Source organism: Cellulosimicrobium sp. E-16 (assembly GCF_049913115.1).
Taxonomy (GTDB): Bacteria; Actinomycetota; Actinomycetes; order Actinomycetales; family Cellulomonadaceae; genus Cellulosimicrobium.
Map to the genome: position 1 here is coordinate 2,828,538 of NZ_CP183974.1, position 24,375 is coordinate 2,852,912.

22 protein-coding genes and 1 tRNA gene are annotated in these 24,375 nt (G+C 72.8%); 10 read left to right on the top strand and 13 right to left on the bottom strand.

Translation table 11 applies throughout. The annotated features are described in order from the left end of the window. Positions 1–5: 5 nt before the first annotated feature. Positions 6–749, top strand: a complete 744-nt coding sequence (locus tag ACN9MS_RS12555) for a DUF4191 domain-containing protein (RefSeq protein WP_047233940.1) — start codon at positions 6–8, stop codon at positions 747–749. A gap of 118 nt (positions 750–867) precedes the next feature. Here ACN9MS_RS12555 and ACN9MS_RS12560 read toward each other — a convergent pair whose 3' ends face one another. Together ACN9MS_RS12560 and ACN9MS_RS12565 are read right to left on the bottom strand one after the other, a co-directional pair. Next, positions 868–1,485, bottom strand: coding sequence for a DUF4304 domain-containing protein (locus tag ACN9MS_RS12560; RefSeq protein ID WP_426308900.1), 618 nt, complete (start codon positions 1,483–1,485; stop codon positions 868–870). Between the two features lie 49 nt (positions 1,486–1,534). Further along, a complete protein-coding gene (locus ACN9MS_RS12565) occupies positions 1,535–2,011 on the bottom strand; it encodes an RDD family protein (protein WP_426308901.1) in 477 nt (158 codons plus the stop codon). A 261-nt stretch (positions 2,012–2,272) separates the two neighbouring features. On the opposite strand from ACN9MS_RS12565, the gene glnA (ACN9MS_RS12570) reads away from it, so the two are divergent. The 3 genes from glnA (ACN9MS_RS12570) to ACN9MS_RS12580 all read left to right on the top strand — a co-directional run bounded on the left by glnA (ACN9MS_RS12570) (position 2,273) and on the right by ACN9MS_RS12580 (position 6,209). Then, entirely contained in the window at positions 2,273–3,697 is a 1,425-nt protein-coding gene (gene glnA, locus ACN9MS_RS12570; RefSeq protein ID WP_426308902.1) for a type I glutamate--ammonia ligase, read from the top strand. Between the two features lie 183 nt (positions 3,698–3,880). Further along, positions 3,881–3,952: transfer RNA gene (locus ACN9MS_RS12575), tRNA-Arg, on the top strand. 25 nt (positions 3,953–3,977) lie between these two features. Further along, positions 3,978–6,209, top strand: a complete 2,232-nt coding sequence (locus tag ACN9MS_RS12580) for a hypothetical protein (RefSeq protein WP_426308903.1) — start codon at positions 3,978–3,980, stop codon at positions 6,207–6,209. A 59-nt stretch (positions 6,210–6,268) separates the two neighbouring features. Here ACN9MS_RS12580 and ACN9MS_RS12585 read toward each other — a convergent pair whose 3' ends face one another. The 3 genes from ACN9MS_RS12585 to ACN9MS_RS12595 are packed head-to-tail and all read right to left on the bottom strand — an operon-like array spanning position 6,269 to position 8,030. Beyond that, positions 6,269–6,964, bottom strand: a complete 696-nt coding sequence (locus tag ACN9MS_RS12585) for a DUF3885 domain-containing protein (RefSeq protein WP_426308904.1) — start codon at positions 6,962–6,964, stop codon at positions 6,269–6,271. Further along, positions 6,961–7,458, bottom strand: a complete 498-nt coding sequence (locus ACN9MS_RS12590; RefSeq protein ID WP_426308905.1) for a hypothetical protein — start codon at positions 7,456–7,458, stop codon at positions 6,961–6,963. The genes ACN9MS_RS12585 and ACN9MS_RS12590 overlap by 4 nt, the downstream gene beginning before the upstream one ends. Further along, positions 7,455–8,030: a hypothetical protein gene (locus ACN9MS_RS12595; protein WP_426308906.1), complete on the bottom strand. Its 576-nt coding sequence runs from the start codon at positions 8,028–8,030 to the stop codon at positions 7,455–7,457. The genes ACN9MS_RS12590 and ACN9MS_RS12595 overlap by 4 nt, the downstream gene beginning before the upstream one ends. Positions 8,031–8,197: 167 nt before the next feature. Between ACN9MS_RS12595 and ACN9MS_RS12600 the strand changes: the two genes are divergently transcribed. Beyond that, on the top strand, positions 8,198–9,109 hold the full coding sequence (locus tag ACN9MS_RS12600) for a glycoside hydrolase family 19 protein (protein WP_426308907.1): 912 nt from the start codon (positions 8,198–8,200) through the stop codon (positions 9,107–9,109). A gap of 64 nt (positions 9,110–9,173) precedes the next feature. Here the strand turns inward: ACN9MS_RS12600 and ACN9MS_RS12605 are convergent, their stop codons facing one another. Both ACN9MS_RS12605 and ACN9MS_RS12610 read right to left on the bottom strand, forming a co-directional pair. Continuing rightward, complete coding sequence (locus ACN9MS_RS12605; RefSeq protein WP_426308908.1) at positions 9,174–10,883, bottom strand: flavin-containing monooxygenase; 1,710 nt, start codon at positions 10,881–10,883, stop codon at positions 9,174–9,176. 121 nt (positions 10,884–11,004) lie between these two features. Next, positions 11,005–12,600: an SLC13 family permease gene (locus tag ACN9MS_RS12610; protein ID WP_426308909.1), complete on the bottom strand. Its 1,596-nt coding sequence runs from the start codon at positions 12,598–12,600 to the stop codon at positions 11,005–11,007. Positions 12,601–12,689: 89 nt separating this feature from the next. Between ACN9MS_RS12610 and ACN9MS_RS12615 the strand changes: the two genes are divergently transcribed. Beyond that, positions 12,690–13,331 (top strand): NADPH-dependent F420 reductase, encoded by a 642-nt coding sequence (locus tag ACN9MS_RS12615; RefSeq protein WP_426308910.1) that lies wholly within the window; start codon positions 12,690–12,692, stop codon positions 13,329–13,331. A 21-nt stretch (positions 13,332–13,352) separates the two neighbouring features. Here the strand turns inward: ACN9MS_RS12615 and ACN9MS_RS12620 are convergent, their stop codons facing one another. The 3 genes from ACN9MS_RS12620 to glnA (ACN9MS_RS12630) form a co-directional block, all read right to left on the bottom strand. Then, positions 13,353–13,655: a hypothetical protein gene (locus ACN9MS_RS12620; protein WP_426308911.1), complete on the bottom strand. Its 303-nt coding sequence runs from the start codon at positions 13,653–13,655 to the stop codon at positions 13,353–13,355. 89 nt (positions 13,656–13,744) lie between these two features. Beyond that, positions 13,745–16,897 carry a bifunctional [glutamine synthetase] adenylyltransferase/[glutamine synthetase]-adenylyl-L-tyrosine phosphorylase gene (locus ACN9MS_RS12625; protein WP_426308912.1) on the bottom strand — a complete coding sequence of 1,051 codons (3,153 nt, stop codon included), beginning with the start codon at positions 16,895–16,897 and terminating at the stop codon, positions 13,745–13,747. After that, entirely contained in the window at positions 16,894–18,231 is a 1,338-nt protein-coding gene (gene glnA / locus ACN9MS_RS12630) for a type I glutamate--ammonia ligase (protein WP_047233945.1), read from the bottom strand. The genes ACN9MS_RS12625 and glnA (ACN9MS_RS12630) overlap by 4 nt, the downstream gene beginning before the upstream one ends. A gap of 117 nt (positions 18,232–18,348) precedes the next feature. On the opposite strand from glnA (ACN9MS_RS12630), the gene ACN9MS_RS12635 reads away from it, so the two are divergent. Together ACN9MS_RS12635 and panB are read left to right on the top strand one after the other, a co-directional pair. Then, on the top strand, positions 18,349–20,052 hold the full coding sequence (locus ACN9MS_RS12635) for an NAD+ synthase (RefSeq protein WP_426308913.1): 1,704 nt from the start codon (positions 18,349–18,351) through the stop codon (positions 20,050–20,052). Positions 20,053–20,094: 42 nt separating this feature from the next. Then, entirely contained in the window at positions 20,095–20,943 is an 849-nt protein-coding gene (gene panB / locus ACN9MS_RS12640; protein ID WP_047233947.1) for a 3-methyl-2-oxobutanoate hydroxymethyltransferase, read from the top strand. Between the two features lie 32 nt (positions 20,944–20,975). On the opposite strand, the gene ACN9MS_RS12645 is transcribed toward panB, so the two are convergent. After that, a complete protein-coding gene (locus tag ACN9MS_RS12645; RefSeq protein ID WP_426308914.1) occupies positions 20,976–21,893 on the bottom strand; it encodes an N-acetylmuramoyl-L-alanine amidase in 918 nt (305 codons plus the stop codon). Continuing rightward, the gene (locus ACN9MS_RS12650) at positions 21,890–22,111 is read right to left on the bottom strand and encodes an SPOR domain-containing protein (RefSeq protein WP_378232318.1); all 222 of its coding nucleotides are present in this window, start codon (positions 22,109–22,111) and stop codon (positions 21,890–21,892) included. Before ACN9MS_RS12650 ends, ACN9MS_RS12645 begins: the two co-directional genes overlap by 4 nt. A 68-nt stretch (positions 22,112–22,179) precedes the next feature. Between ACN9MS_RS12650 and map the strand changes: the two genes are divergently transcribed. Further along, a complete protein-coding gene (gene map, locus ACN9MS_RS12655) occupies positions 22,180–23,091 on the top strand; it encodes a type I methionyl aminopeptidase (RefSeq protein WP_426308915.1) in 912 nt (303 codons plus the stop codon). Continuing rightward, positions 23,088–23,885, top strand: a complete 798-nt coding sequence (gene ppgK, locus ACN9MS_RS12660; RefSeq protein WP_426308916.1) for a polyphosphate--glucose phosphotransferase — start codon at positions 23,088–23,090, stop codon at positions 23,883–23,885. The genes map and ppgK overlap by 4 nt, the downstream gene beginning before the upstream one ends. 51 nt (positions 23,886–23,936) lie before the next feature. Here the strand turns inward: ppgK and ACN9MS_RS12665 are convergent, their stop codons facing one another. Beyond that, the gene (locus tag ACN9MS_RS12665) at positions 23,937–24,302 is read right to left on the bottom strand and encodes an STAS domain-containing protein (RefSeq protein ID WP_378232321.1); all 366 of its coding nucleotides are present in this window, start codon (positions 24,300–24,302) and stop codon (positions 23,937–23,939) included. Positions 24,303–24,375 lie beyond the last annotated feature (73 nt).

Genomic DNA, 24,375 nt, shown 5'->3' on the forward strand with positions numbered 1-24,375 from the left:
CCCGCATGGCCCGCAAGAACTCGGACAGCACCGGCGCGCCCGCCGCCGGCGAGCAGGTCGCGAAGCAGAAGAAGCCCAAGAAGCAGCGCTGGTACCACCAGGTGTGGGCCGCGTACCAGATGACGCGCAAGCAGGACCCCGCGGTCACGTGGGTCATGCTCGGCGTGTTCGTCGGCATCCTCGCCGTCGCGCTCGGCATCGGCCTGTGGTGGGGCCAGTGGGTCTACACGCTCATCGTCGGCATCCCGTTCGCGGCGCTGGGCGCGATGTTCGTCCTCACGCGCCGCGCCGAGCGTGCCGCGTACCAGCAGATCGAGGGCCAGCCCGGCGCGGCGCGCGCCGCGCTCGGGACGATCCGTCGTGGCTGGACGTTCGACGAGGAGCCCGTCGCGATCGATCCGCGCACGCAGGACCTGGTGTTCCGCGGCGTCGGCCGGGCCGGCGTCGTCCTCGTGAGCGAGGGCCCGGCGCACCGCGCGAAGCGTCAGCTCGATGCCGAGCGCAAGCGCGTCGCGCGCGTGCTGCCGAACGTGCCGATCACGACGATCCAGGTCGGCGACGAGGAGGGGCAGGTCGCGCTCCCCAAGCTCCCGCGCGCGGTCCAGAAGCTCAAGCCGTCGCTCACCAAGCCGGAGACCGCCGAGGTGTCCAAGCGCCTGCGTGCCCTCGGCGTCTCGCGCCTGCCGATCCCCAAGGGCATCGACCCGACGCGCGCCCGTCCCGACCGCAAGGGCCTCAAGGGTCGCTGACGGACCTTCTCCCGCACGACGACGCCCGGCCGGGCGAGGATCGCACCTCACCGGCCGGGCGTCGTCGTCCGTGGGTGGCCCGCCGCCGCGCCGCCCGTGTCGCGCGAGGTTCGCCCCGTCAGATCCAGGACCGCCAGTCGGCGCCGCCACCGACCCGGTCCACGACGGCGTCGAGGTGCCGCGCGAAGACCTCCCAGCGCCGCTCGTCGCCGAAGCGCTCGTGCAGGCCGGTGACGAAGACGCGGGCGTCGTCCGTCCGGTCGTGGCTCAGGTACCAGCCGGCGACCCGCTCGTACTGCGCCAGCGCGCGGCCGGCGAGCTCGTCCACCACCGCGTCGGCGGTGGCGCGCCGGTCGAGCGCGTCGAGGAGCCCGACGAGGTCGCGCGCCGCGACGGCACCGACGGTGCCGACGTCGGCGTCCGCCGCGACGTCGTAGTGCGCCGGGGCGTCGGGCAGCACGTCGTGGGGGCGCCACCTCAGGTGGCAGGACGGCTCGTCGGGCTCCGTGAGGACCGGAGCGTCGAGGAGCTCGTCGAGCGCCGGGACGTAGACGGAGCCGTTGAGGGAGAACCGCGCGAGCGCCGGCCCGTTGCGCGTGCTGCGCTGCACCTGGACGACCTGCACCGTCTCCCCGGCGGGCCGGCGGAACGTCGAGCCGGCTCGGCGGAAGCCCCGGTCGGCGAGGACGGGGACGAGGTGCTCGCGCACGAGGCGCGTGACGGCGGCGGCGGGCATGGCCCGAGGCTAGGGCGACGCACCCACACGCTCGCCGTGGGATCGAACGTCAGGTGCGGACGAGGACCGTCCCCGCGGCGCGGTCGTGGAGCCCTCGCCCGTCGGCGTCCCACACGACGGCGGGGATGACGAGGCACAGCAGCACGGTGCGCAGAGCACCGCGGCCGATGCCGACCATGCGTGCGGGCTCGGCCAGACGACGGACCCGCATGCCCATGACGCGGTGCCCGACCGTGAAGCCCAGCGTGCTCACCAGCAGGACGTTCTCGATCGCGAAGACCAGCGGCTGCGACCAGACCGGCAACGCGGAGATGCCCTCGAAGAAGCCCGGCTCGGCGGGCCGGAAGAAGAGGAACGCGACGAGCGTCGCGAGCACCCAGTCGATGACGAGCGCGACGACGCGCCGCCCCAGGGTCGCGAGCGAGCCCGGTCCGTCCGGCGGGAGACCGAGCCGCGCGCCCCGACCGTCCTGCTGACCGCCCGGGGTGCCCTCGAGCCACGAACCCATGTCCTCGCGTGAAACCACGGGACCAGGGTACGTGCCGGTCGGTGGACGACCTCGACGGTTCGGGCGCGCACGGCGGTATCGTGCCGAACGGCACACCGCCCGCCGGCGGCTGCCGCGTGCCCTCGTGTAGCACGAACGTCACACGGGGACGCGGGACGTAACACGCCCGAAACAATGGGTACACGGCGGGGAAACCGCCTCGGCCTAGGTTCGTGGGCGCCACGTCAGCGGCAGGTTCGCCGCGCAGCCCGACGGCACCACCCGATCAAGGAGCAACGGATGTTCAACAACGCGGAGGAGGCAATCGCCTTCACGCGGAACGAGGGCGTCGAGTTCGTCGACGTCCGGTTCTGCGACCTGCCCGGCATCATGCAGCACTTCAACATCCCCGTCTCGCAGTTCGACGAGAAGGCGTTCGAGGACGGCCTGATGTTCGACGGGTCGTCGATCCGCGGCTTCCAGGCGATCCACGAGTCGGACATGAAGCTCGTGCCGGACGTCAAGACCGCGTTCGTGGACCCGTTCCGCAAGCGCAAGACGCTGGTCGTGAACTTCTCGATCGTCGACCCGTTCACGGGTGAGCCGTACTCGCGCGACCCCCGCAACATCGCCGCCAAGGCAGAGGCGTACCTGCGCTCCACCGGCATCGCCGACACCGCGTTCTTCGCGCCCGAGGCCGAGTTCTACCTCTTCGACGAGGCGCGCTTCGCGACGAACCAGCACTCGAGCTTCTACTACCTCGACTCGATCGAGGCCGCGTGGAACACGGGCCGCGAGGAGGAGGGTGGCAACCTCGCGTACAAGACGCGCTACAAGGGCGGCTACTTCCCCGTCTCCCCGTCCGACCGCTTCGCGGACCTGCGCGACGACATGTGCGCGACGCTGGAGGAGGTCGGCCTCGAGGTCGAGCGCGCGCACCACGAGGTGGGCACCGCCGGGCAGCAGGAGATCAACTACCGCTTCAACACGCTGTTGCACGCGGCCGACGACCTGATGAAGTTCAAGTACGTCATCCGCAACGAGGCGTTCGAGGCCGGCAAGTCCGTCACGTTCATGCCGAAGCCGATCTTCGGCGACAACGGCTCGGGCATGCATTCGCACCAGTCTCTCTGGAAGGACGGCAAGCCGCTGTTCTTCGACGAGAAGGGCTACGGCGGTCTCTCCGACCTCGCGCGCTGGTACATCGGCGGCCTGCTCAAGCACGCCCCGTCGCTGCTCGCGTTCACCAACCCGTCGGTGAACTCCTACCACCGCCTGGTCCCCGGCTACGAGGCCCCGGTCAACCTGGTCTACTCGGCCCGCAACCGCTCCGCGTGCATCCGCATCCCGGTGACCGGCTCGTCCGCCGCCGCGAAGCGCGTCGAGTTCCGCGTGCCGGACCCGTCGGCCAACCCGTACCTCGCGTTCGCCGCGCAGCTCCTCGCCGGCATCGACGGCATCAAGAACCGTATCGAGCCGCCGGAGCCGATCGACAAGGACCTCTACGAGCTGCCGCCCGAGGAGCACGCGCAGATCCAGCAGGTCCCCGGCTCGCTCGCCGAGGCGCTGGACAACCTCGAGGCCGACCACGAGTTCCTCACGCAGGGCGACGTGTTCACGCCGGACCTCATCCAGACGTGGATCGACTACAAGCGCACCAACGAGATCGACCCGATCCGCCTGCGCCCGCACCCGCACGAGTTCGAGCTCTACTACGACATCTGACGCCATGGCCTGATCGGGCCTGGTGACGGTCGCGAGACGGCGATCGACCCTGCACGTCCGTCGCAAGACGGAGCGCGGGGTCGGTCGCCGTCTGGCGTTCTCGCGTCGGGTCTTCCTCATCGGTCCTTCGGTGATGAATCTCGCTCGAACGGTGAGGCTTGACCCACTACATTGAGCCCGACACGGCGTGTAGCTCAGCAGTAGAGCGCCCGGCTTCGGTCCGGGAGGGCGCAGGGGCAGAACCTGCCACGCCGGCCGAAGGCGGCACGGGGAGACGACGATGGTGAACGGCTACGCACTCGGTCAGCTGAGCCGTGCGTTCCTCACGGCCGTGACGCACGAGGACGCCGTGGTGCGTGCTCGCGCCGACCGACGCGCGCAGCGTTGGGTGCAAGTCATCGAGTCGATGGCGAGCGGCAGGGTCGAGATCGGTTCTCGGACGCCGGTTCGAGGCTTCCCCGCCTGGGTCACGCTCGAAGTGGTCCACGGTGGATTCGCGACGGGCCGGGCGATCGCCGAGTCACCGATCGAGGCCGACGAGATCGCGGTCGCGCGGCGCGTGGGAGTCGAGCCAGTCCGGAGCCTGATCTTCGGCTACTACTTGACGGCCGACGGGATGGCCGAGCTGCACGAGCTGCTCGACACCGGGATGTTCCGGGTAGACATCCCCGAGGACGCCGCCCTCTTGACCGTCGCGTGGCTGCTGCGGGAAGGTGACCGCGACTCGGCGTTGGAGCTTCTCGATCAGATCGCTCCCTTCGCCACTCGTCTTCGGTTCACGCCTCGCGTGTCACCGACTCCGACGACCCCGTTGGATCATGTCTTTCGCGCGAGCGCGGCAGAGGCAAGACGCGCTCTCCTCGATCGCAGACCGCAGGAGCAGGTCGAGATTCAGCGCGAGGTCCTAGCGGTGTGGAACCCGTTCTCCGACCGCCTCCTCACATTGTGGCTCGAGCTCTTCACGGCGGGCCGCAGGACGGTCTCGCCCACCGAGGACTGGCTGGCGAGGGCGCGCGTGGTACTCGAGGAGTACGACGTGCTCTCCCTCGCGCACACACGCGCGACGAGGCACAAGCGCGCAAAGGGGAACGTCGGCATCCAGATCGCCTCCCTTCGCGTGCTGACGGACGGCGGCGAGCTCGACGACAGACGGGAGGGTCTGCTGCGCGCGTCGGTCGTCGCGTCCGTTGCCAAGCGTGGCGCCCCGGGATCGACGAATCACACCGCGCTCCGGGAGGCACAACGGGAGGATGCCGAGACGCCGGGACACTGGCGGCTCTCCGCGGTGGCCGCCGAGAGGCTGGCCACCGTCGATCCGTACGGCGGGCTTCCCGACCCGTCAATCTTTGCCGGGCCGGTCACGACGGCTGAGGCGCCCAGGGCCGGTGCACCTGCAGGTTCGGTCATGCCACCTTCCGTCGGGCGGGCGCTGGCGCGGGCCCATGCAGCACCCGTGGGCCAGCTCGTCGATGAAGGCGTGATCCCGTCGGCAGAGGTGCTCGCCGAGCTCATACCGCAGATCACCGCGACCACGACGGCGACCGGGTATCCCGCACCCGCCCTCGCGCGATTGATGGCGGCCAACTATCGCGCCTTCCGCCGTCGGCGTTCGCTCCTCCTCGTCGATCTGAAGAAACAGGTCCAGGTCGAGGAGCTCCCCTGGGTGCGCGCCGCGAGCGGGCATCATGTCGCCCGGACCGACGCGGCCCTCGACGTCGCACGCCGGGTGGGTGCACTCGCGCTGGACACGTTTCCCGGCACGATCGTCCCGAACCCTCTGGTCCAGGAGCTCAACCACCTGCTGGTGGCCGGCGGTATGGACGTGCCCCTGGTCGAGGAGCTCGCAGCCGACATCTTCATGGGGCGCTTCTCCGACAAGTACCGGCGCGCAGCGCAGATCGCCGCTCGCGTCGTCGGCGGAACGCTGTACGAGTGCTATTACGGGATCGACTACGCACGGATCGCGGCCCTGGACCAGGTCCGGTCCCCCGTCCGCCGGGTCTTGCAGCGCACGCGGAAGGACGCTGCCGGACCCAGCTTTGGCGACGTCTGCTGGGAGCGCTCGGGCAGGCGCGACAGAGACCGGTACTCCGTGTCGACGAACGGCGCTGTCATCGAGCAGGCACAGATCCTGACGACCCACAACCTGGCCGCGCTCGTCGAGGCCGGGGTCGAACCATGCCGCTCCTGGACGGAGCTCGCCGACGGAGCGCTCTCGGTCGTCACATCGCGCCTCAACGTGGCGAGTCACCAGGAACGTCCGTTCGGGGCAGTCAAGGACGCGGCCTACGCCTGGCGACAGATGGTGTTCTTCCTGAGCCTCGCACCGGCATCAGAACTGGACCCGTTCATCAGGGATGCTGAGGTACGACACAGACATGCACGCGGGCTCTCCGTCCTGCTGCCCGGGCTCCGGGACGCTGCCGAAGGGTCACAGCCGACGCATCCGTTCCTCGGGTGGGCAGCGGGCAGTGGCCGGCTCCTCGGCCAGGGTCTTGATCTCGAGGACTGAGCAGGAACAGTCCGACGGCGTCCGCCCAGCGCGACGACTCGACGCATCGACGACGCCGCTCACAGCCCCTCCGGACGAGGTGACAGCCACGCACGGTACGTCGCGCGCAAGGCGTCTCGCGCCTCGGCCGCCGGAGCGATGACGTCCGCTCCGCCGTCGTACGGCGCGTAGACCCAGTCGACGGCGTCATCAGTCATGACGAGGACCTCGGCATCGTCCGCCGCGCGCACGAGCCATGGGTCGAGGGCGGCACGCGTGGCTGGGAGGTGCCGGGCGAAGGCGGACGCCGTGAGCCCTTCGTCCCCGTCGTCAGCCGTCGTCTCGTCGACGAACGCTCGCCAGAAGGGCCAGGCTCTCGCGATCCTGCGGAACTCGCGTGACGCGTGGAACCTCCCCTGCCCGTCCCACCTCAGCAGGACGATGACGACCTCGTCGCTCGATCCGCGGAGCGCTGCGAGCACGTGGTGGTGACGATCGAGCAGGATCCTTTGCTCCTCCTCGGTGTCGGCATACCTCTTCGAATCGGGAAGGCTGTGGAACCGCACCCAGCGCTCAGCGAGGTGCTCCCGGAGGGACCACGACGCGGGGATCGCCCTCCCGGCGCGGAGCTCCCAGGCGTTCCCGAGCTCTACCCAGGACGGATCCGGTTCGGGCATCCGGAACCCGAGTACCCCGGCGACGACTTCCTCACCCCTCCCCAGGAGGAAGCGAACCGTGCCGAGCAGGTGCGCGACCCGGGCGATGGTGTGCCTCACTCCCCCGCCCTCCTGCGACCTGCGCGACGCTCCCTCGCCGCGTTCCGGACCTTTCGTGACGTCCCGTGCTCGGCGAGGTCGCCGAGGACGACGTCCGCCGGGACGCGGTCGACCAGCTGTCGCTGGCACCACAGGGTGAGGTCGGGCAGGTCGTCGACGATCGGCCGGGGTCGGGCGACGAGATCGCGGATCAGCGCCCACTCCCGGAGGCGCCGTTCTACGAAGGCTCGTCCGGGCGATGCCCCGAGACAGTCGACCCACGAGCGGCCCTCGGTGGTGTCGACGTGTTCGAGGACGTCGACCACGACGACCTGAGCCATCTCGTCGCCCCCGGCGACCGCCTCCTTGAGCAGCGGGCGGAGGTCCTCGTGCGGAACTGCTGCGGCGTAGACGGCCCAACGGCTGTGCTCGTCGTCAAGGTCCATGTCGACCTCTCCCAGCGGTTGAGCGAGCACACGGAGCAGCTCCGCGCTCCGGCGAGTCAGCGGTGTCACGCCGGACTCTCTGGCGGCCCGGCGACCCCGGTGACCCCGGTGACGCCGCGCAGAGTACGCTGCGCCTCCTCGTGCACCATCGCGTCCAGGCGCGCACGGTCCTCGGTGATCGCCGCGGAATCGACGTCCTCGGGAACACCGGCGAGGTCGTCGAGCTCGTCGTACTGCCACTCGAAGGCAACGAATGCTCGTAGGTCCGGGAACCGGCCGTCACCCTGCATGGGCCCGTCCACAGAGTCCGCCCAGACCGTGAGCGACCGCGCTGGCGCCCGCCTTGCGAGGATCTCGCGGCACCGCCGCAAGAGCTCGAGCCGGACGGCCATCGACGCGCTCGGGCGGGGAAGGTCGAGCTCCCGCGCCGTGGCCAGGACGAGCGCGTCGACCTCGCTCCACTCCTCGTCCCCGTAGAGACCCGCCAGCTCGCGCAGCGCTGGGCCGTCGAGACCGGCGACCAGCGCGGCAACCGCGGCGTCGACGAGCCGTCGCCGGTCCCGATCGAGCGCGTCCAGCCAGAAACCGGCCACGACGAGAAGCTCGTCGGCGGCGGCGCGGCGCGCGAGGTCGTCTGACACGAGGTCGAACCTAGGCCGAGACCCTGCGCTGGGCCCAGGTGTTTTGCCCTTCGGCACAGACTATCGCCGTGACGCGTGAGCTCGCACGGACATGCTTGTCGGAGATCCGGTCTCGCGCTAGGTTTGTGAGCGGCGGTAACGATGCCGCAACGAGAGCAGGGGGATTCATGAGCACACGCTTCCGGCGCGCCCTCACGGCCGTCGCGTCCGCGCTGGTGTCGACCGTCGTCATCGCTTCGCTCGCCGCCCCGGCGAGCGCGGCCGCGACCATCCCGACCGCCGCCCCGTCCGCGAGCGCCGCCGCGTGCGCCGCGACGTGGTCGGCCACGACGGCGTACTCGGGCGGCCAGACGGCGTCGCACCACGGCCGGAACTGGACGGCCCGCTGGTGGACGCAGCGCGAGACTCCGGGGTCGACGAGCGTCTGGGTGGACGCAGGCCGGTGCGTCGGGGGCGGCGACGACTTCGTCGTGAGCAGCGAGGAGTTCGACGCGATCTTCCCGAAGCGGCACCCGTTCTACACGTACGACGGGTTCGTCGACGCCCTGGGCGCCTACCCGGCGTTCGCGAGCACGGGCACGCCCGAGACGCGGACGCGCGAGGTCGCCGCGTTCCTCACCCACGCGGACTTCGAGTCGGTCGGGCTGCGGTACGTGAAGGAGATCAACGAGGCCAACTACTGGATCAAGTGCGACCAGTCCCAGCCGTTCGGCTGCCCCGCCGGCCAGACGGCGTACTACGGTCGCGGGCCGATCATGTTCAGCTGGAACTTCAACTACAAGGCCGCGGGCGACGCGCTCGGGATCGACCTGCTGAACGACCCGTGGCTCGTCGAGGAGGACCCGTCCGTCGCCTGGCAGACGGCGCTCTGGTACTGGAACACCCAGAACGGCCCGGGCGTCATGACGTCCCACGAGGCGATGGTGAGCGGCTCAGGGTTCGGCCAGACGATCAACTCGCTCAACGGTGCGCTCGAGTGCGAGGGCGGGAACCCCGCGTCCGTGCAGTCCCGGGTGGACCGGTACGTGCGCATCACCGAAGTCCTGGGCGTGGCCCCGGGCTCGGGCCTGTACTGCTGACCGGGCTGTCCCGCGTGCAGCGAGGCGGGTGCGGTGCGCGCAGGGGGCGCACCGCACCCGCCTGTCAGCCTGCGGCGGGGACTGCGGCAGTCTCCGCGGCGGTCGTGGGGGCGTGGGCCGTCGGCAGCCCGGAGCCCGGGCGGAACCCGGCGTACTGCTCGGCCGCCGCTCGCGCGCACTCGTCCTGGTAGACGGGTCCTCCCCCGAGGTACACCGCCATCTCCGCGCGCTTGCCGGGAACGTTGCCCCCGACGAACCAGGCGCCGGCCTTCTTGCCCTCCTCGTACATGACCGTGGCCCGCCCCGCGCGCTCGGTCTCCTCGTACCACCACTCTTCGGCCTCGCGCGTCGCCTCGAGCTGTGCGACGCCGTTCTCCCGCGCGTACGTGAGCGCGCGCTGGAGCCACTGCGCGCCGCGCTGGACCGGCACGGTGAGGTTGGACAGCGGCGTCTGCGGCCCGAGGGACAGGAAGAAGTTGGGGAACCCGTGCACGGAGATCCCCAGGTAGGTCCGCAGGCCGTCCCGCTCCCACCGCTCGCGCAGCGTGATGCCCTCGCGACCGACGACGTCGAACGCGGTGAGCGCCCCGGTCATGGCGTCGAACCCGGTCGCGAGCACGAGCACGTCGAGCTCGTGCTCGACCTCCTCTGCCCCGTCCGCAGAGCCGCCCACGACGACGCCGCGGGGCGTCACCCGCGTGATCGGGGTCGCGAGGACGTCGACGAGCTCGACGTTCTCCCGGTTGTACGCGGCGTAGTAGCCGTGCCCGGTGGGCGGGCGCTTGCCCATGAACGTGTAGGTGGAGGGGCTGAGCACCTCGGCCGTCCGCGGGTCGGTGACGATCTCCCGGATCTTGCCCCGGAGGAACTCGGACGCGAGCGCGCTCGCCTCGGGGCTCGAGACGAGGTCGGTGAAGCACTCGTTGGCGAACCGGAAGCCCCCTGCCTCCCAGCGTGACTCGAACACCCGGCGGCGCTCGTCGTCGTCGACCTCGAGCGCGGACCTCGTCGGGATCTCCATCGGCACGCCGAAGGGGTGCTGGGCCGCGCGCTCGAAGACGGCGTCGTAGTCCGCACGCAGCGCGGCGAGCTCGTCAGCGGCCACGGCGGGGCTCGTCGTCTCCAGGACGTAGTTCGGGGTGCGCTGGAAGACCGTGACGTGGGCAGCCTGGGCGGCGAGCTCGGGCAGCAGCTGGATCCCGGACGCCCCGACGCCGATCAGACCGACGCGCTTGCCGGACAGGTCCACCCCCTCGTGCGGCCACCTCGCCGAGTGGTACGCGGGCCCGGCGAAGGTGTCCAGGCCGGGGATGTCCGGGGAGAGAGGACGCGAGAGCAGACCCGTGGCCGACACGAGGTAGGTCGCACGCAGCGTCGACCCGTCGGCGAGGGTGAGGGTCCACAGGTTCGTGGCGTCCGAGTGCTCGGCGCGTTCGACGGTCGTGCTCAGTCGGATGTCGCGCCGCAGGTCGAGCCGGTCGGCGACGAACTCCAGGTAGGCGCGGATCTCCTCGCCGCGCGGGTAGCGCTCGCTCCAGTCCCACTCGTCCCGCACCTCGCGAGAGAACGAGAACGCGTACGCGAGGTACTCCGAGTCGGTGCGCACGCCCGGGTACCGGTTGGCCCACCACGTGCCGCCGACTCCCCCGGCGCCGTCGACCACGAGGACGGACAGACCGGCCTCTCGCAGGTGGTGCAGCATCGCCAGGCCGGAGAAACCCGCCCCGATGACGACCGCGTCGTAGGTCTCGCCGCTGCTCGCCGAATCCCCCATGTACCGCTCCCCGTTCCAGGTCCGTCAGGACGTCGCGGGCACGCTGCCCGCGCGACGCGGTATACCGTCCCACGCGCCGCTGCTTCGTGCCAGAGCGGGCCGGCGCGTCCTGGGGAGCGGGTCAGAACGGCCAGACGAGCGGCACGTAGAGGACCGCGGCGGCGAGGAACACCAGCGCCAGCGGCAGGCCCAGGCGCCAGTAGTCGCCGAACCGGTAGCCGCCCGGCTGGAGGACCATGAGGTTCACCGGGGTCGCGATCGGCGTGAGGAAGGCCGCGGCCCCGGCGACCGTGAGCGCCATCATGAACGGCTGCACGCTCACGCCCAGGGTCTGCGCGAACGACACCGCGACCGGCGCCATCACGAGGACCGTCGCGACGTTCGAGATGAACTGGCCGAGGACGAGCGTGAGCACGCACACCACGAGGAGCGCGAGGTGCGGTGACCCGCCGCCGGTGACCCGGAGCACGACGTCCGCGATCGCGTCGGCCGCACCCGAGGAGACGAACGCCGCGGACAGCGGGATGAGGGCCGCGATGAGCACGACGGTGTCCCACGAGATCGCGCGGAACGACTGCGGCACGGTGACGACCCGCAGGAGCACGAGTGCGCCCGCCGCGAGCAGGCCCGCGATGACCGGCGGGACGACCCCGGTCGCGAGCAGCACGATCGTCGCGACCAGCACCCCGAGGCAGCGCCGCCAGCCGCGCCCGAGCGGGACGCCGCGCTGGAGGCTCTTCGAGGAGTCGACGGCGATGACGTCGGGCGACTGCGTGTACCGGTGGAGCGCGTCCCAGGGTCCGCGCACGAGCACGGCGTCGCCGGGCTGAAGGGTCATCGGGCCGGACGAGGCCTCGGTGTCCGGCCCGGTCGAGCTGCCGTCGCCGCGGCGGATGGCGAGCACGACGAGGCCCTCGTCCCGCGTCGTCATGCCAGGGCTCACCCGGCGCCCCACGAGCGTCGAGCGGGGCGCGATGAGCACCTCCACGACCCCCGTGCCGCCGGTGAACAGGCGACCCGTGTCCAGCTCGGCGGGGTAGCTCTCGCGCCACGAGCGGACGCGCTCGCGCGGGTCGGTGGCCGTGTCGGCGAGGTGCTCGGGGACACGCTCCGGGAGCAGCCGGTCGCCGAGCGTCACGACGAGCACGGCCGTGGCGAGGACGAGCGGGATCCCCACCAGCGCGAACTCGAAGTAGCCGAACTCCTGACCGCCCGCCTCGGCCGCCGCCTCGGACACGATGATGTTCACGGGCGTGCCGGTCAGCGTCAGGAGCGAGCCGGCACCTGCGGCGAACGCGAGCGGGATGAGCATGCGCGAGGGCACGATGCCGGCCCGCGCGGCCGCCACGACCGCGACCGGGAGGAGCGCCGCGACGGCGCCGTTGATGCTGATGACGGCCGCGAGCAGGGCGGCGACCCCGACCATCAGCGCGAGCAACCCCGAACGGCCGAGCGACGCGCGCCGCTCGAGCCACTGCCCGATCCACGCGGTGATGCCCGTGGAGTCCAGCGCGTCGCTGAGCACGAACAGGGTCGCGATGAACAGCACGATCGGATCGCTGAACCCGCCCAGCGCCTCGTCGAGGGAGAGCACCCCGGTCGCCCACAGGGCGACCGGCACGAAGAGCGCGACGACCACGAGCGGCAGCCGGTTGGTCATGAAGCCCACGACCGCCAGCGCCAGGATGACGAAGGTCGCGACCAGCGGATCGATCATGGGCACCCCCTGGGACGTCAGGATGCCACACGTCGCCTCGTCCGGGAGGTCACCGGAATAGCGGGCGCGCCGGTGCGTTGTCGATGACCATGACGACTCTCGGCATCATCGGCGCAGGCAACATCGGCTCTCAGGTCGCCCGGGCGGCGATCGCCCACGGCTACGACGTGGTCATCGCGAACTCGCGGGACCCCCGGACGCTGGACGACCTCGTCGCCGACCTGGGTCCGCGGGCGCGGGCGGCGACCGCCGAGGAGGCGGCGCGCGCCGCGGACGTCGCGGTCGTGGCGGTGCCCTTCGGGGCGTACCGCGACGTCCCCGTCGAGCCGCTCGACGGCAAGATCGTCCTCGACGCGAACAACTACTACTGGGAGCGCGACGGGCACGTCGAGGCGCTCGACCGGGGCGAGGCCACGTCGTCAGGCCTGCTCCAGGAGCACCTGGCCGGGTCGAAGGTGGCCAAGGCGTTCAACCACATCCGGTCGACGGACATCACGACCGACGGGACCCCCGCGGGCACCCCCGGACGCCGCGCGCTCGCGACCGCGAGCGACTTCCCCGAGGCCGCCGCGTGGGTCGTGCGGTTCTACGACGAGCTCGGGTTCGACGCCGTCGACACGAGCCCGCTCGCGGAGTCGTGGCGCGTCGAGCGCGACCGCCCGGCGTACGTCGCGCGCCAGGACGCCGGCGAGCTGCGCGCGAACCTCGCCCGCGCGCCCCGCACGATCTGACCCGGTCCCGGGGCGGGCGCGTCAGGCGTGCTCGCCCCGGGCGACGAGGCCTGCGCCCACGATCAGCAGCACGAGGAGCGCGACCACGAGGCCGAGGAGCGCGAGCGCGCGGGCCGGTCCGAGAGGCCCCTCCACGAGGCGCGCGGACCGTCGACAGCCGAGGCCGGCCAGGCCCCACAGGACCGCGGCGCCGAGGGGCTCGGGGCGCTGCCACGCGACGGTCAGCACGACCGCGAACGCCGCGAGCGCCCAGGCGATCCACCCCGCCCAGCGCAGGCGCGCGCCGTAGAACGACCCCGCAGGGCGGCCACCGCGCTCCGGCACGGCGCGGCGATCGCCCGCACCGCCGAGCGCGCGGGGCTCACGTCGGTCGAGCAGGCCCGGGACGGGCGGCTCGTCGCGGCGGGCCAGCGTCAGTCCTCGCCGTAGAAGACGCGCTCCATGACGGTCCGGGCACGCCGTGCGGTGCGCAGGAAGTGCTCCTCGAGCTCGGCTCCCGTGTCGACGTCCGGGAGGTCGAGCACGCGTGCGAGGCCGTTGAGCGCGAACCGGTCGTGCGGGAGCACGTCGACGGTGGTCCCGGTCGTCCGTCCGGACCACAGCACGAGCGCGCTGCGCAGACGCGAGGCGAGGTGCCAGGCCTCGCCGAGCACCGCGGCGTCCTCGGCGTCGACGAGGTCCGCGGCCACGGCGGCCTCGAGCGCGTCCACGGTCGAGGTCGTCCGCAGCCCGGGCACGTCGTGGGCGTGCTGGAGCTGGAGGAGCTGGACGGTCCACTCGACGTCGGACACTCCCCCGCGGCCGAGCTTGAGGTGGCGCGTCGCCTCGACCCCGCGCGGGAGCCGCTCGGACTCGACGCGCGCCTTGATGCGGCGCACCTCGCGGACCTCCGCGAGGTCGAGCCCGCCCTGCGGGTAGCGGCGGCCGTCGACGACCCGCGTGAACGCCTCGCCGAGCCCGTCGAGGTCGCCCGCGACCGGGCGCGCGCGCAGGAGCGCCTGCGCCTCCCACACGCTCGACCACCGCTCGTAGTACTCGGTGTACGACGCGAGCGAGCGCACGAGCGGGCCGTTGCGTCCCTCGGGCCGCAGGTCGGCGTCGACCGGGAGCGCGGGCTCCGGCCCGACGGCGGACAGGAGCTGGCGCAGCCGCGTCGCCACCGCGAGCGCGTACGCCTGGGCGTCGGCGCCCTCGGCGCCGGGCACCGGGTCGTGCACGAACATCACGTCGGCGTCCGAGCCGTAGCCCATCTCGCGACCGCCGAGGCGGCCCATCGCGACGACGAGCAGGCGCGCCGGCGCGGAGCCGGGGTCCTGGGCGTCGTACCCGAGGTCACCGCGTGCGACGAACTCCGCGATGCGGAGCGCGCCCGCGAGCACCACGTCCGCGGCGTCGGAGATGCTCCGGGCCGCGTCGACGGCGTCGACGACGCCGAGCAGCTCGGCGGCGCCCGTGCGTGCGAGCTCGCGGCGGCGCACCGCGCGCAGGCTCACCGTCGCGGGCTCGACCTCGTCGGCGCGCGTGAGGATGGCGTCGGTCTCGCTCGTGAGCCGCTCGATGCCGCGGGGGGTGAGGTCTGCGTCTGCCGCGAGCCAGCGGACCGACTCGGGCGACCGGGCGAGCGCGTCCGCCATGTAGCGGGAGTTCGCCAGCAGGTGTGCGAGCCGCTGCGCCGCGGAGCCCGAGTCGCGCAGCAGCTTGAGGTACCAGTGCGTCGCGCCGAGCGTCTCCGAGAGCGTGCGGAAGGCGAGCAGGCCCGCGTCGGGGTCCGCGCCCTCGGCGAACCAGCCGAGCATGACGGGCAGGAGCTGGCGCTGGATCGCCGCGCGTCGGCTCACGCCCTCGGTGAGCGCGGTGACGTGACGCATCGCGCCCGCGGGGTCGCGGTAGCCGATCGCCGCGAAGCGCGCCTTCGCCGCCTCCGGGGCGAGGCTCACCTCGTCCGGGGAGAGCTGGGCGACGGCGGGCAGGAGCGGGCGGTAGAAGATCTCCTCGTGCAGGCCGCGTACCTCGCGGCGCGTCGCGCGCCAGCGCTCGGTGAGCCCCTCGGCGCCGTCGGTGCGCATCCCGAGCGACCGCGCGAGACGGCGCAGCTCGTCCTCGGAGGTCGGGACGAGGTGCGTGCGCCGGAGCCGGAAGAGCTGGATGCGGTGCTCGAGCGAGCGCAGGAACCGGTAGCAGACCCCGAGCCGGGCCGCGTGCTCGCGACCCACGTACCCGGCCGCGGCGAGCTCGGCGAGCGCCGTGAGCGTCCCGCGGCTGCGGATCGACTCGTCCGCGCGCCCGTGCACGAGCTGGAGCAGCTGGACCGTGAACTCGACGTCGCGCAGGCCGCCCTTGCCGAGCTTGAGCTGGCGGTCGGCCTCCGCTGCGGGCACGTGGTCCTCGACGCGCCGGCGCATCGCCTGCGAGTCCTCGACGAAGTTCTCGCGGCCCGCCGCCGACCACACGAACGGGGCGATCGCCTCCTCGTACTCGCGGCCCAGGTCCCGGTCCCCCGCGACGGTGCGCGCCTTGAGCAGCGCCTGGAACTCCCAGGTCTTGGCCCAGCGCTCGTAGTACGCGACGTGGCTCGCGAGCGTGCGCACGAGCGGGCCCTGCTTGCCCTCGGGGCGCAGCGCGGCGTCGACCTGCCACAGGGCGGGCTCCCCGGACGTGCCCCAGCACACGCGCGCCAGCCCGGTCGCGAGCCGCGCGCCCACGCTGGTCGCGTACGCCTCGTCGTACCCCTCGGTGGGCTCGACCACGTAGATGACGTCGACGTCGGAGATGTAGTTGAGCTCGCGCGCCCCGCACTTGCCCATGCCGATGACGGCGAGCCGCACGCCCTCGCCCCGGTCGTCGAGCTCCGCGCGGGCGATCGCGAGCGCCCCTTCGAGCGCGGCGGCGGCGAGGTCCGCGAGCGCCGCCCCGACCGCGGGCATGCGGGTCAGCGGGTCGGTCACCGTGAGGTCGGTCGCGGCGATGCGCAGGATCCGCTCGCGGTAGGCGCGACGCAGGGCGTCCACGCGCTCCGGTCCGGCCTGGTCGGCGACGGGCACCGCGGCGGCCGGGTCCGCACCGACGGCGCGCAGCAGCTCGGCCCGGACGTCGCGCACGTCGACACCGGTCCCCGGGGTCGGGTCGGCGACGACCCCGAGGAGCCGAGGGTGGCGGACGACGTCGTCGCCGAGCGCGACCGAGGCACCGAGCACCGCCAGCAGACGATCGCGCGCCTCGCCGGGCCGCAGGGTGCGCCGGGCGACGTCCGCGAGCGGGCCGCCCGCCTCGACGTCGGGACGCAGCGCGCCCGCGAGCCGCACGACCTGGAGCAGCGCGAGGTCGGGGTCGGCCGCCGCCCCGAACGCGGCGAGGAGCTCGTCGTCGACGACGGACGCCGGGTCCACGCCGTCCGGGGCGTCCGCGCCCGGGGCGCGGCCGCCGTCGAGCAGGAGCGCGAGGTCCGGGTCCGCGAGCAGGCTCGCCGAGCGCGAGATGTCGGCGAAACCGACACGCGCGAGCCGACCCGTGAGCGTCGGCCGGCGGGAGCCGCCGGACCGACCGGACGTCGTCGTGGGCCCGCTCACAGGACCTGGAGGAACCGCTTCAGCTCGAACGGCGTGACCTGCGCACGGTAGCCGTCCCACTCCTGGCGCTTGTTGCGCAGCACGAAGTCGAAGACGTGCTCGCCGAGCGTCTCCGCCACGAGCTCCGACTTCTCCATGACCGCGATCGCCTCGTCGAGCGACTGCGGGAGCGGCTTGATGCCCAGGGCACGACGCTCGGCGTCGGTGAGCTCCCAGACGTCGTCCTCGGTCGCCTCGGGGAGCTCGTAGCCCTCCTCGATGCCCTTGAGGCCCGCGGCGAGCATCACCGCGAACGCGAGGTACGGGTTCGTGGCCGAGTCGAGCGCGCGGTACTCGACGCGGCTCGAGTTGCCCTTGCCCGGCTTGTACATCGGCACGCGCACGAGCGCGGAGCGGTTGTTGTGGCCCCAGCACACGTAGCTCGGCGCCTCGGCGCCGCCCCACAGGCGCTTGTACGAGTTCACGTACTGGTTGGTGATCGCCGTGATCTCCGCCGCGTGGACGAGCAGTCCCGCGATGAACTGGCGCGCCGTCTTGGACAGCTCGAACTGGGCACCCGGTTCGTGGAACGCGTTGCGGTCGCCCTCGAAGAGCGACAGGTGCGTGTGCATGCCCGAACCCGGCTGGTCGGCCATGGGCTTGGGCATGAACGAGGCGAACACGCCCTGCTCGAGCGCGACCTCCTTGACGACGGTGCGGAACGTCATGAGGTTGTCGGCCGTGGTCAGCGCGTCCGCGTAGCGCAGGTCGATCTCGTTCTGGCCCGGTCCCGCCTCGTGGTGGGAGAACTCGACCGAGATGCCCATGGACTCGAGCATCGTGATCGCGGCGCGGCGGAAGTCGTGCGTCGATCCCCGCGCGAGGTGGTCGAAGTACCCGCCCTGGTCGACGGGCACGAGGCCGTGCTCGGCGTCGGCGGGCTGGTTGAACAGGTAGAACTCGACCTCGGGGTGCGTGTAGAACGTGAACCCCTTGTCGCTCGCCTTGGCGAGGGCGCGCTTGAGCACGTTGCGGCTGTCCGCGAGCGACGGCTCGCCGTCGGGCGTGAGGATGTCGCAGAACATGCGCGCGGTGCCGTGCCGCTCGCCGCGCCACGGGAGCACCTGGAACGTGGTGGGGTCCGGCTTGGCGATCATGTCGGCCTCGTACACGCGCGTGAGGCCCTCGATCGAGCTGCCGTCGAACCCGATGCCCTCGGCGAACGCCGACTCGAGCTCCGCGGGCGCGATCGCCACCGACTTGAGCATGCCGAGCACGTCGGTGAACCAGAGCCGGATGAAGCGGATGTCGCGCTCCTCGACCGTGCGGAGCACGAACTCCTGCTGCCTGTCCATGCGGTACATCCTGCCTGATCCATGTGACGAACGGGTGACACGGTCGTGTGGCGGACGTCGCGCGTCGGGACGGCCCCCCGGGCCGGTCGCGCCGGCCCGCTCGTCTAGGCTGGCGACATGGCTGATCTGCGCGTCGCGCTGGCACAGGTCGACACGTGCGTGGGGGACCTCGACGGCAACGCCGCCCTCGTCCTCGAGCGCACCCGGGACGCCGCGGCGGCGGGCGCGCAGCTCGTCGCGTTCCCGGAGATGACCCTCACCGGCTACCCGATCGAGGACCTCGCCCTGCGCGCGTCGTTCCGCCGCGCGGCGTGGGACGCCGCCGCGGACATCGCGGCGCGCCTCGCCGCCGACGGACTCGGCGGGGTCACCGTGGTGCTCGGCACCGTCGGGACGTCGGGAGCGCCCCGCGGCGCGGGCGCGGCGGAGCGCGAGGCCTCGGGCTCGCCCGCGGACCTGCCGACGAACCGTGCGGTCGTGCTGCGCGACGGCGTCGTGCAGGCCGCGTACGACAAGCACCACCTGCCCAACTACGGCGTCTTCGACGAGTTCCGGATCTTCGCGCCCGGCGAGACGACGACGGTCGTCGAGGTCGAGGGCCGCCGCGTGGGCATCGCCATCTGCGAGGACATCTGGCAGGACGGCGGTCCGGTCGCCGAGATGGCGACGCTCGACGAGGCGGGGAACGGGCTCGACCTCCTGCTCGTGCTCAACGGGTCCCCGTACGAGGAGGGCAAGGGCCACGTCCGCACCGATCTCGCGGCGCGCCGCGCGCGCGAGGTGAGCGCCCCGGTCGCGTACGTGAACCTCGTGGGCGGGCAGGACGACCTCGTGTTCGACGGCGGCTCGTTCGTCACCGACGCCGCGGGCACCGTCGTCGCGTCCTCGCCCCGGTTCGTCGAGGACCTGCTCGTGTGGGACCTGCCGTCCGACGGCGCCCCCCGTGGGCCGCGCGCCCCCGAGCTGCACCCCGACGAGGAGGTGTACCGGGCCTGCGTCACCGGGCTGGCCGGCTACGTCCGCAAGAACGGCTTCCGCTCCGTCCTCCTCGGCGTCTCGGGCGGGATCGACTCCGCGCTCACCGCGGCGGTCGCCGCCGACGCGATCGGCGGAGAGAACGTCGTCGGCGTCTCGATGCCGTCGCAGTACTCGTCCGACCACAGCAAGGACGACGCCGCGGACCTCGCCAAGCGGCTCGGAGCCGACTACCGCGTCCAGCCCATCGCGCCGATGGTCGAGGCGTTCCAGGGCGAGCTCGCGCTCGAGGGCGTCGCCGAGGAGAACCTCCAGGCGCGCGTGCGCGGCGTGATCCTCATGGCGATCTCCAACCGCGAGGGCCACCTCGTCATCGCGCCCGGCAACAAGTCCGAGCTCGCGACGGGGTACGCGACGATCTACGACGCCGGCAGCATCGGCGGCTTCGCACCCCTCAAGGACGTCGACAAGTCGCGCGTGTGGCAGCTCGCGCGCTGGCGCAACAACCAGGCGGTCGACCGGGGCGAGATCCCGCCGATCCCCGAGTCGTCCATCACCAAGCCGCCGTCGGCGGAGCTGCGCCCGGGCCAGACCGACCAGGACTCGCTCCCGCCCTACGACCTCCTCGACGAGGTGCTCGACGCCTACATCGAGCACGCCGAGGGCCGCGCCGAGCTGCTCGCGCGCGGGTTCGACCCCGAGGTCGTCGACAAGGTGGTCACGCTCGTCGACCGCGCCGAGTGGAAGCGCCGCCAGTACCCGCCAGGCCCCAAGGTCACCGCCCTCGCGTTCGGCCGCGACCGCCGCCTGCCCATCACCAACCGCTGGCGCGAGCCGCTCGACTGACGGCGCCGTCCGCCCCGTACCCCGCACCCAGGAAAGGCCGTCATGTCTGCTCACACCGCCCCCGAGCCCGCCACGACCGGGGGCACGGGACCGCGCCGCGTCCGCGTGCACCACCTCGCCGAGGCGAAGGCGCGCGGCGAGAAGATCACGATGCTCACGGCGTACGACGCGGTGACCGCGCGCATCTTCGACGACGCCGGGATCGACATGCTGCTGGTCGGCGACTCGATCGGCAACACGATGCACGGGCACGCCACGACGCTCCCCGTCACGGTCGACGACCTGATCCCCCCGGCCCGCGCCGTCGCACGCGCCGCGCGCCGCGCGTTCACGGTCGTCGACCTGCCCTTCGGGTCGTACGAGGCGAGCGCGGAGCAGGCGCTCGCGACGGGCGTGCGGTTCCTCAAGGAGACCGGCGTGAACGCGGTCAAGCTCGAGGGCGGACGCCGCATCGCCGCGCAGATCCGCGCGCTGACCGACGCCGGCATCCCCGTCGTGGGCCACCTCGGCTTCACGCCGCAGTCCGAGAACGCGCTCGGCGGGCCGCGCGTCCAGGGCCGGGGCGACGACGCGGCCGAGCGGCTCAGCGAGGACGCCCTCGCGGTGGCCGAGGCGGGCGCCGTCGCCGTCGTGCTCGAGATGGTGCCGGTCGAGGTCGCCGCGCGGATCACCGAGATCCTGCGCATCCCCACGATCGGCATCGGCGCGGGCGCCGCGTGCGACGGCCAGGTGCTCGTGTGGACGGACATGGCCGGCATGACGGACTGGTCGCCGCGCTTCGCCAAGCGGTACGCGGAGATCGGCGCGGCGCTCGGCCAGGCGGCGGCCGACTACGCCGCGGACGTGCGCGGCGGGACGTTCCCCGACGACGCGCACAGCTTCGCGCGCTGACCTCCCGGGCTTGCCGGGCGGCGTGGTGGCGGTCAGCCGGCGTCCGCGCCGCCGTCGGCCACCCAGGCCGTGATCCCCGCGGCGAGGGCGTCGGCGTAGCGCTGGCGACCCTCCTCGGACTCCATGACGGCGGCCTCGTCGGGGTTGCGCATCTCCCCCAGCTCGAGCATGACCACGGGCCGCTCGGCGTGGTTGAGCGTCGCGAGGTCGGCGCGGCGTTGGATCGGGCCGTCGTCCGCGCCGACCGAGGACGACGGCGCGAACCCGGCCGTGGTCAATGCCGCCACGAGCTCGTGGGCGAGCGCGACGCTGGGCTCTCCCTGGGCCTCGACGACGGGCGGGTCGGAGACGATCGCGAAGAACCCGTGCGCGCTCCGGTCCTCGGTGCCGTTGGCGTGGATCGAGACGAGGACGTCGGCGTCGTTCTCCTGGGGGAAGCGGCCGCGCGCGTCGACGCACGGCCCCACGCCCGCGTCGTCAGGCCGCGTGAGCACGACGACGGCGCCGAGCTCGGTGAGCCCCTCCGCGAGGCGGCTGCTCACGTCCCACGTGAACGCGTGCTCGGGGTAGCCCGCGTCCGTGGACGCGCCCACCGTGTTGCACGCCTTGGTGTCGCCCCGCCCGTCGGGGACGGGCGCGTTGACCGTGAGCGGGTTCGCCCCGTTGCCGCCGTTGTGCCCGGGGTCGACGGCGACCGTGACGCCGGCGAGCGGGGGCGGCGGCCCGGTCTCCGTGACGGTGGGGTCTGGGGACGCGGTCGTCGCCTCCGGCTCGGGCGCCGAGGCGACGGCCTCGTCGGACGGGGAGAGCGTCGTCGGGGCTCCCCCGGTCCCGGCGCGGACCTGGAGCGCGACGAGGAAGGTCAGCGCGCCGACGGCGAGCCCCGCGAGGAGCAGGCCGAGGCGCCCCGACCAGACCCGGCGCGGGCCGGGCGGAGGGGCGTGGGTCACTCGCCGCGCTCGCGGCGGTCTTCCTCGTCCCAGGCGTCCGACCGCTCGCGCGCGGTCTCCAGCGCCTTCTGCGCGGCCTCACGGGTCGGGTACGGGCCCATGCGGTGCGACCACGAGCCGCTCGGGCCGCGGTGCACCTCGCCCGTGCGGGTGTCGAAGTAGTACCCGTCCTCGGCCGCGGGCTCGCCGTCGTCGGTGAAGCGTGATCCGGTGCTCATGACCCGATCCTCCCCCATCTGGGCCCGCCCGGCCGTCCACGACGCCGCACGTTCGTAGACTGGCCGCCATGAGCCCCACGCCGTCCCCCACCTCGCCCGACGCCGTCGCTCCCCCACCCCCGGGACGTCGCGGCCCGCTCGTGCCGGGCGTCGTCGGACCGGTGCGCGCGGTGCCGGCGTCGATCGAGCGCCCCGAGTACGTCGGGCGGCCCGGCCCGCGGCCGTTCACCGGGAGCGAGGTCAACGACACGGAGACGATCGAGCGGATCCGGGCCGCGTCGCGGATCGCGGCGCAGGCGCTCGTGGAGGTCGGGCGTCACGTCGCGCCCGGCGTGACGACCGACGAGCTCGACCGCGTCGGGCACGAGTTCCTCCTCGACCACGGCGCGTACCCGTCGACGCTGGGCTACCGCGGGTTCCCCAAGTCGCTCTGCACGTCCCTCAACGAGGTCGTGTGCCACGGGATCCCCGACTCGACCGTGCTCGTCGAGGGCGACATCGTCAACGTCGACATCACGGCGTACGTCGGGGGCGTGCACGGCGACACCAACGCCACCTTCACGGTCGGCGAGGTCGACGAGGAGTCCGCGCTCCTCGTTGAGCGCACGCGCGAGGCGCTCGCCCGCGGCATCAAGGCCGTCGCCCCCGGCCGCCAGGTCAACGTGGTCGGTCGCGTCATCGAGCGCTACGCCGCCCGGTTCGGGTACGGGGTCGTGCGCGAGTACACGGGGCACGGGGTCGGGCGCGCGTTCCACTCGGGCCTCGTGGTACCGCACTACGACGCCGCGCCCGACCACGCGACCGTCGTCGAGCCCGGGATGGTCTTCACCATCGAGCCCATGCTCACGCTCGGCACGTCCGAGTGGCGGATGTGGGACGACGGGTGGACGGTAGTCACCGCGGACGCCTCGCGGACCGCGCAGTTCGAGCACACGCTGCTGGTGACCGACGACGGAGCGGAGATCCTCACACTGCCATGAACGCTCACCAGGACTCTCACGCCGCGCCTCCGGCGCAGACCGGCCGCCCCCGCACCGCGTTCGGCATCGACGTCGGCGGCAGCGGCATCAAGGGCGCTCCCGTCGACCTCGCGACCGGCGAGTTCGCGCAGGAGCGGCACCGGATCCCGACGCCGCAGCCGTCGACGCCGCAGGCCGTCGCCGAGGTGATCGCCGAGCTCGTGGGCGAGTACGACCTCCCGCCGGACGTGCCGATCGGCGTCGCGTTCCCCGCGCCGCTCCAGCACGGCGTCGTGCGGTTCATCGCCAACCTCGACCAGTCGTGGACCGGCGTCGACCTGCCCGCGCTCGTCGCGCGCGAGACCGGGCGCCACGTCGTCGCGGTCAACGACGCCGACGCCGCCGGGATCGGCGAGGTCAGGTACGGCGCCGCCCGCGAGGCGGACGGGGTCGTGCTCGTCGCGACGCTCGGCACGGGGATCGGCAGCGCGATCGTCGTCGACGGCCACCTGCTCCCGAACACCGAGCTCGGGCACCTCGAGATCGACGGGTACGACGCCGAGACGCGCGCCTCGGACGCCGCGCGGGATCGCGAGGACCTGGACTGGGCGCAGTGGGCCGAGCGTCTGCAGCGCTACTTCGGTGTCGTGGAGGACCTGTTCTCGCCCGACCTCATCGTCGTGGGCGGCGGCGTGAGCAAGAAGCACGAGCACTTCCTGCCGCTGCTGCACCTGCGGGCACCGATCGTCCCGGCCCGGCTCCGCAACGCGGCCGGCATCGTGGGCGCGGCGTCGCTCGCGGCGGACGCACGCTGACCGACGCGGGGCGCGCCACGTGGCCGCCCCGGGTCGGACCGCGACCGGAGGTCAGCTCGTGGTGACCTCGTGCCGCTCGGTGCCGAAGATGTCGATGACGCCGAGCATCTCGAGGACGTCGGTGACGACCGTGGGCGGGTTGCGCAGCGTCACGGACAGCCCCTCCTCGGAGCCGATCGTGTAGAACTGCACGAGGAACGCGATGCCCGTGGAGTCCATGAACGTCACCTTGGACGTGTCGATCACCACGGGGACGTCCCGTTCGAGCGCGTTCGCCAGCGCGGCGCTCGCCTCGCTGCGGAGGGCGACGTCGATCTCGCCCCACATGTCCACGACGCTCGCCTCGGGCTCCTCGAGCAGCCGGATGCCGCCCGTTCCCGACTCGACGTCGCTCCGCTCCAGCTCCTGCACCAACACTGCCCCGCCCTTCGTCCTGCCCCTGCCTCGCCCACCCCGACGAGTACGCGCCACCTGCCTGACGCTGTCGATC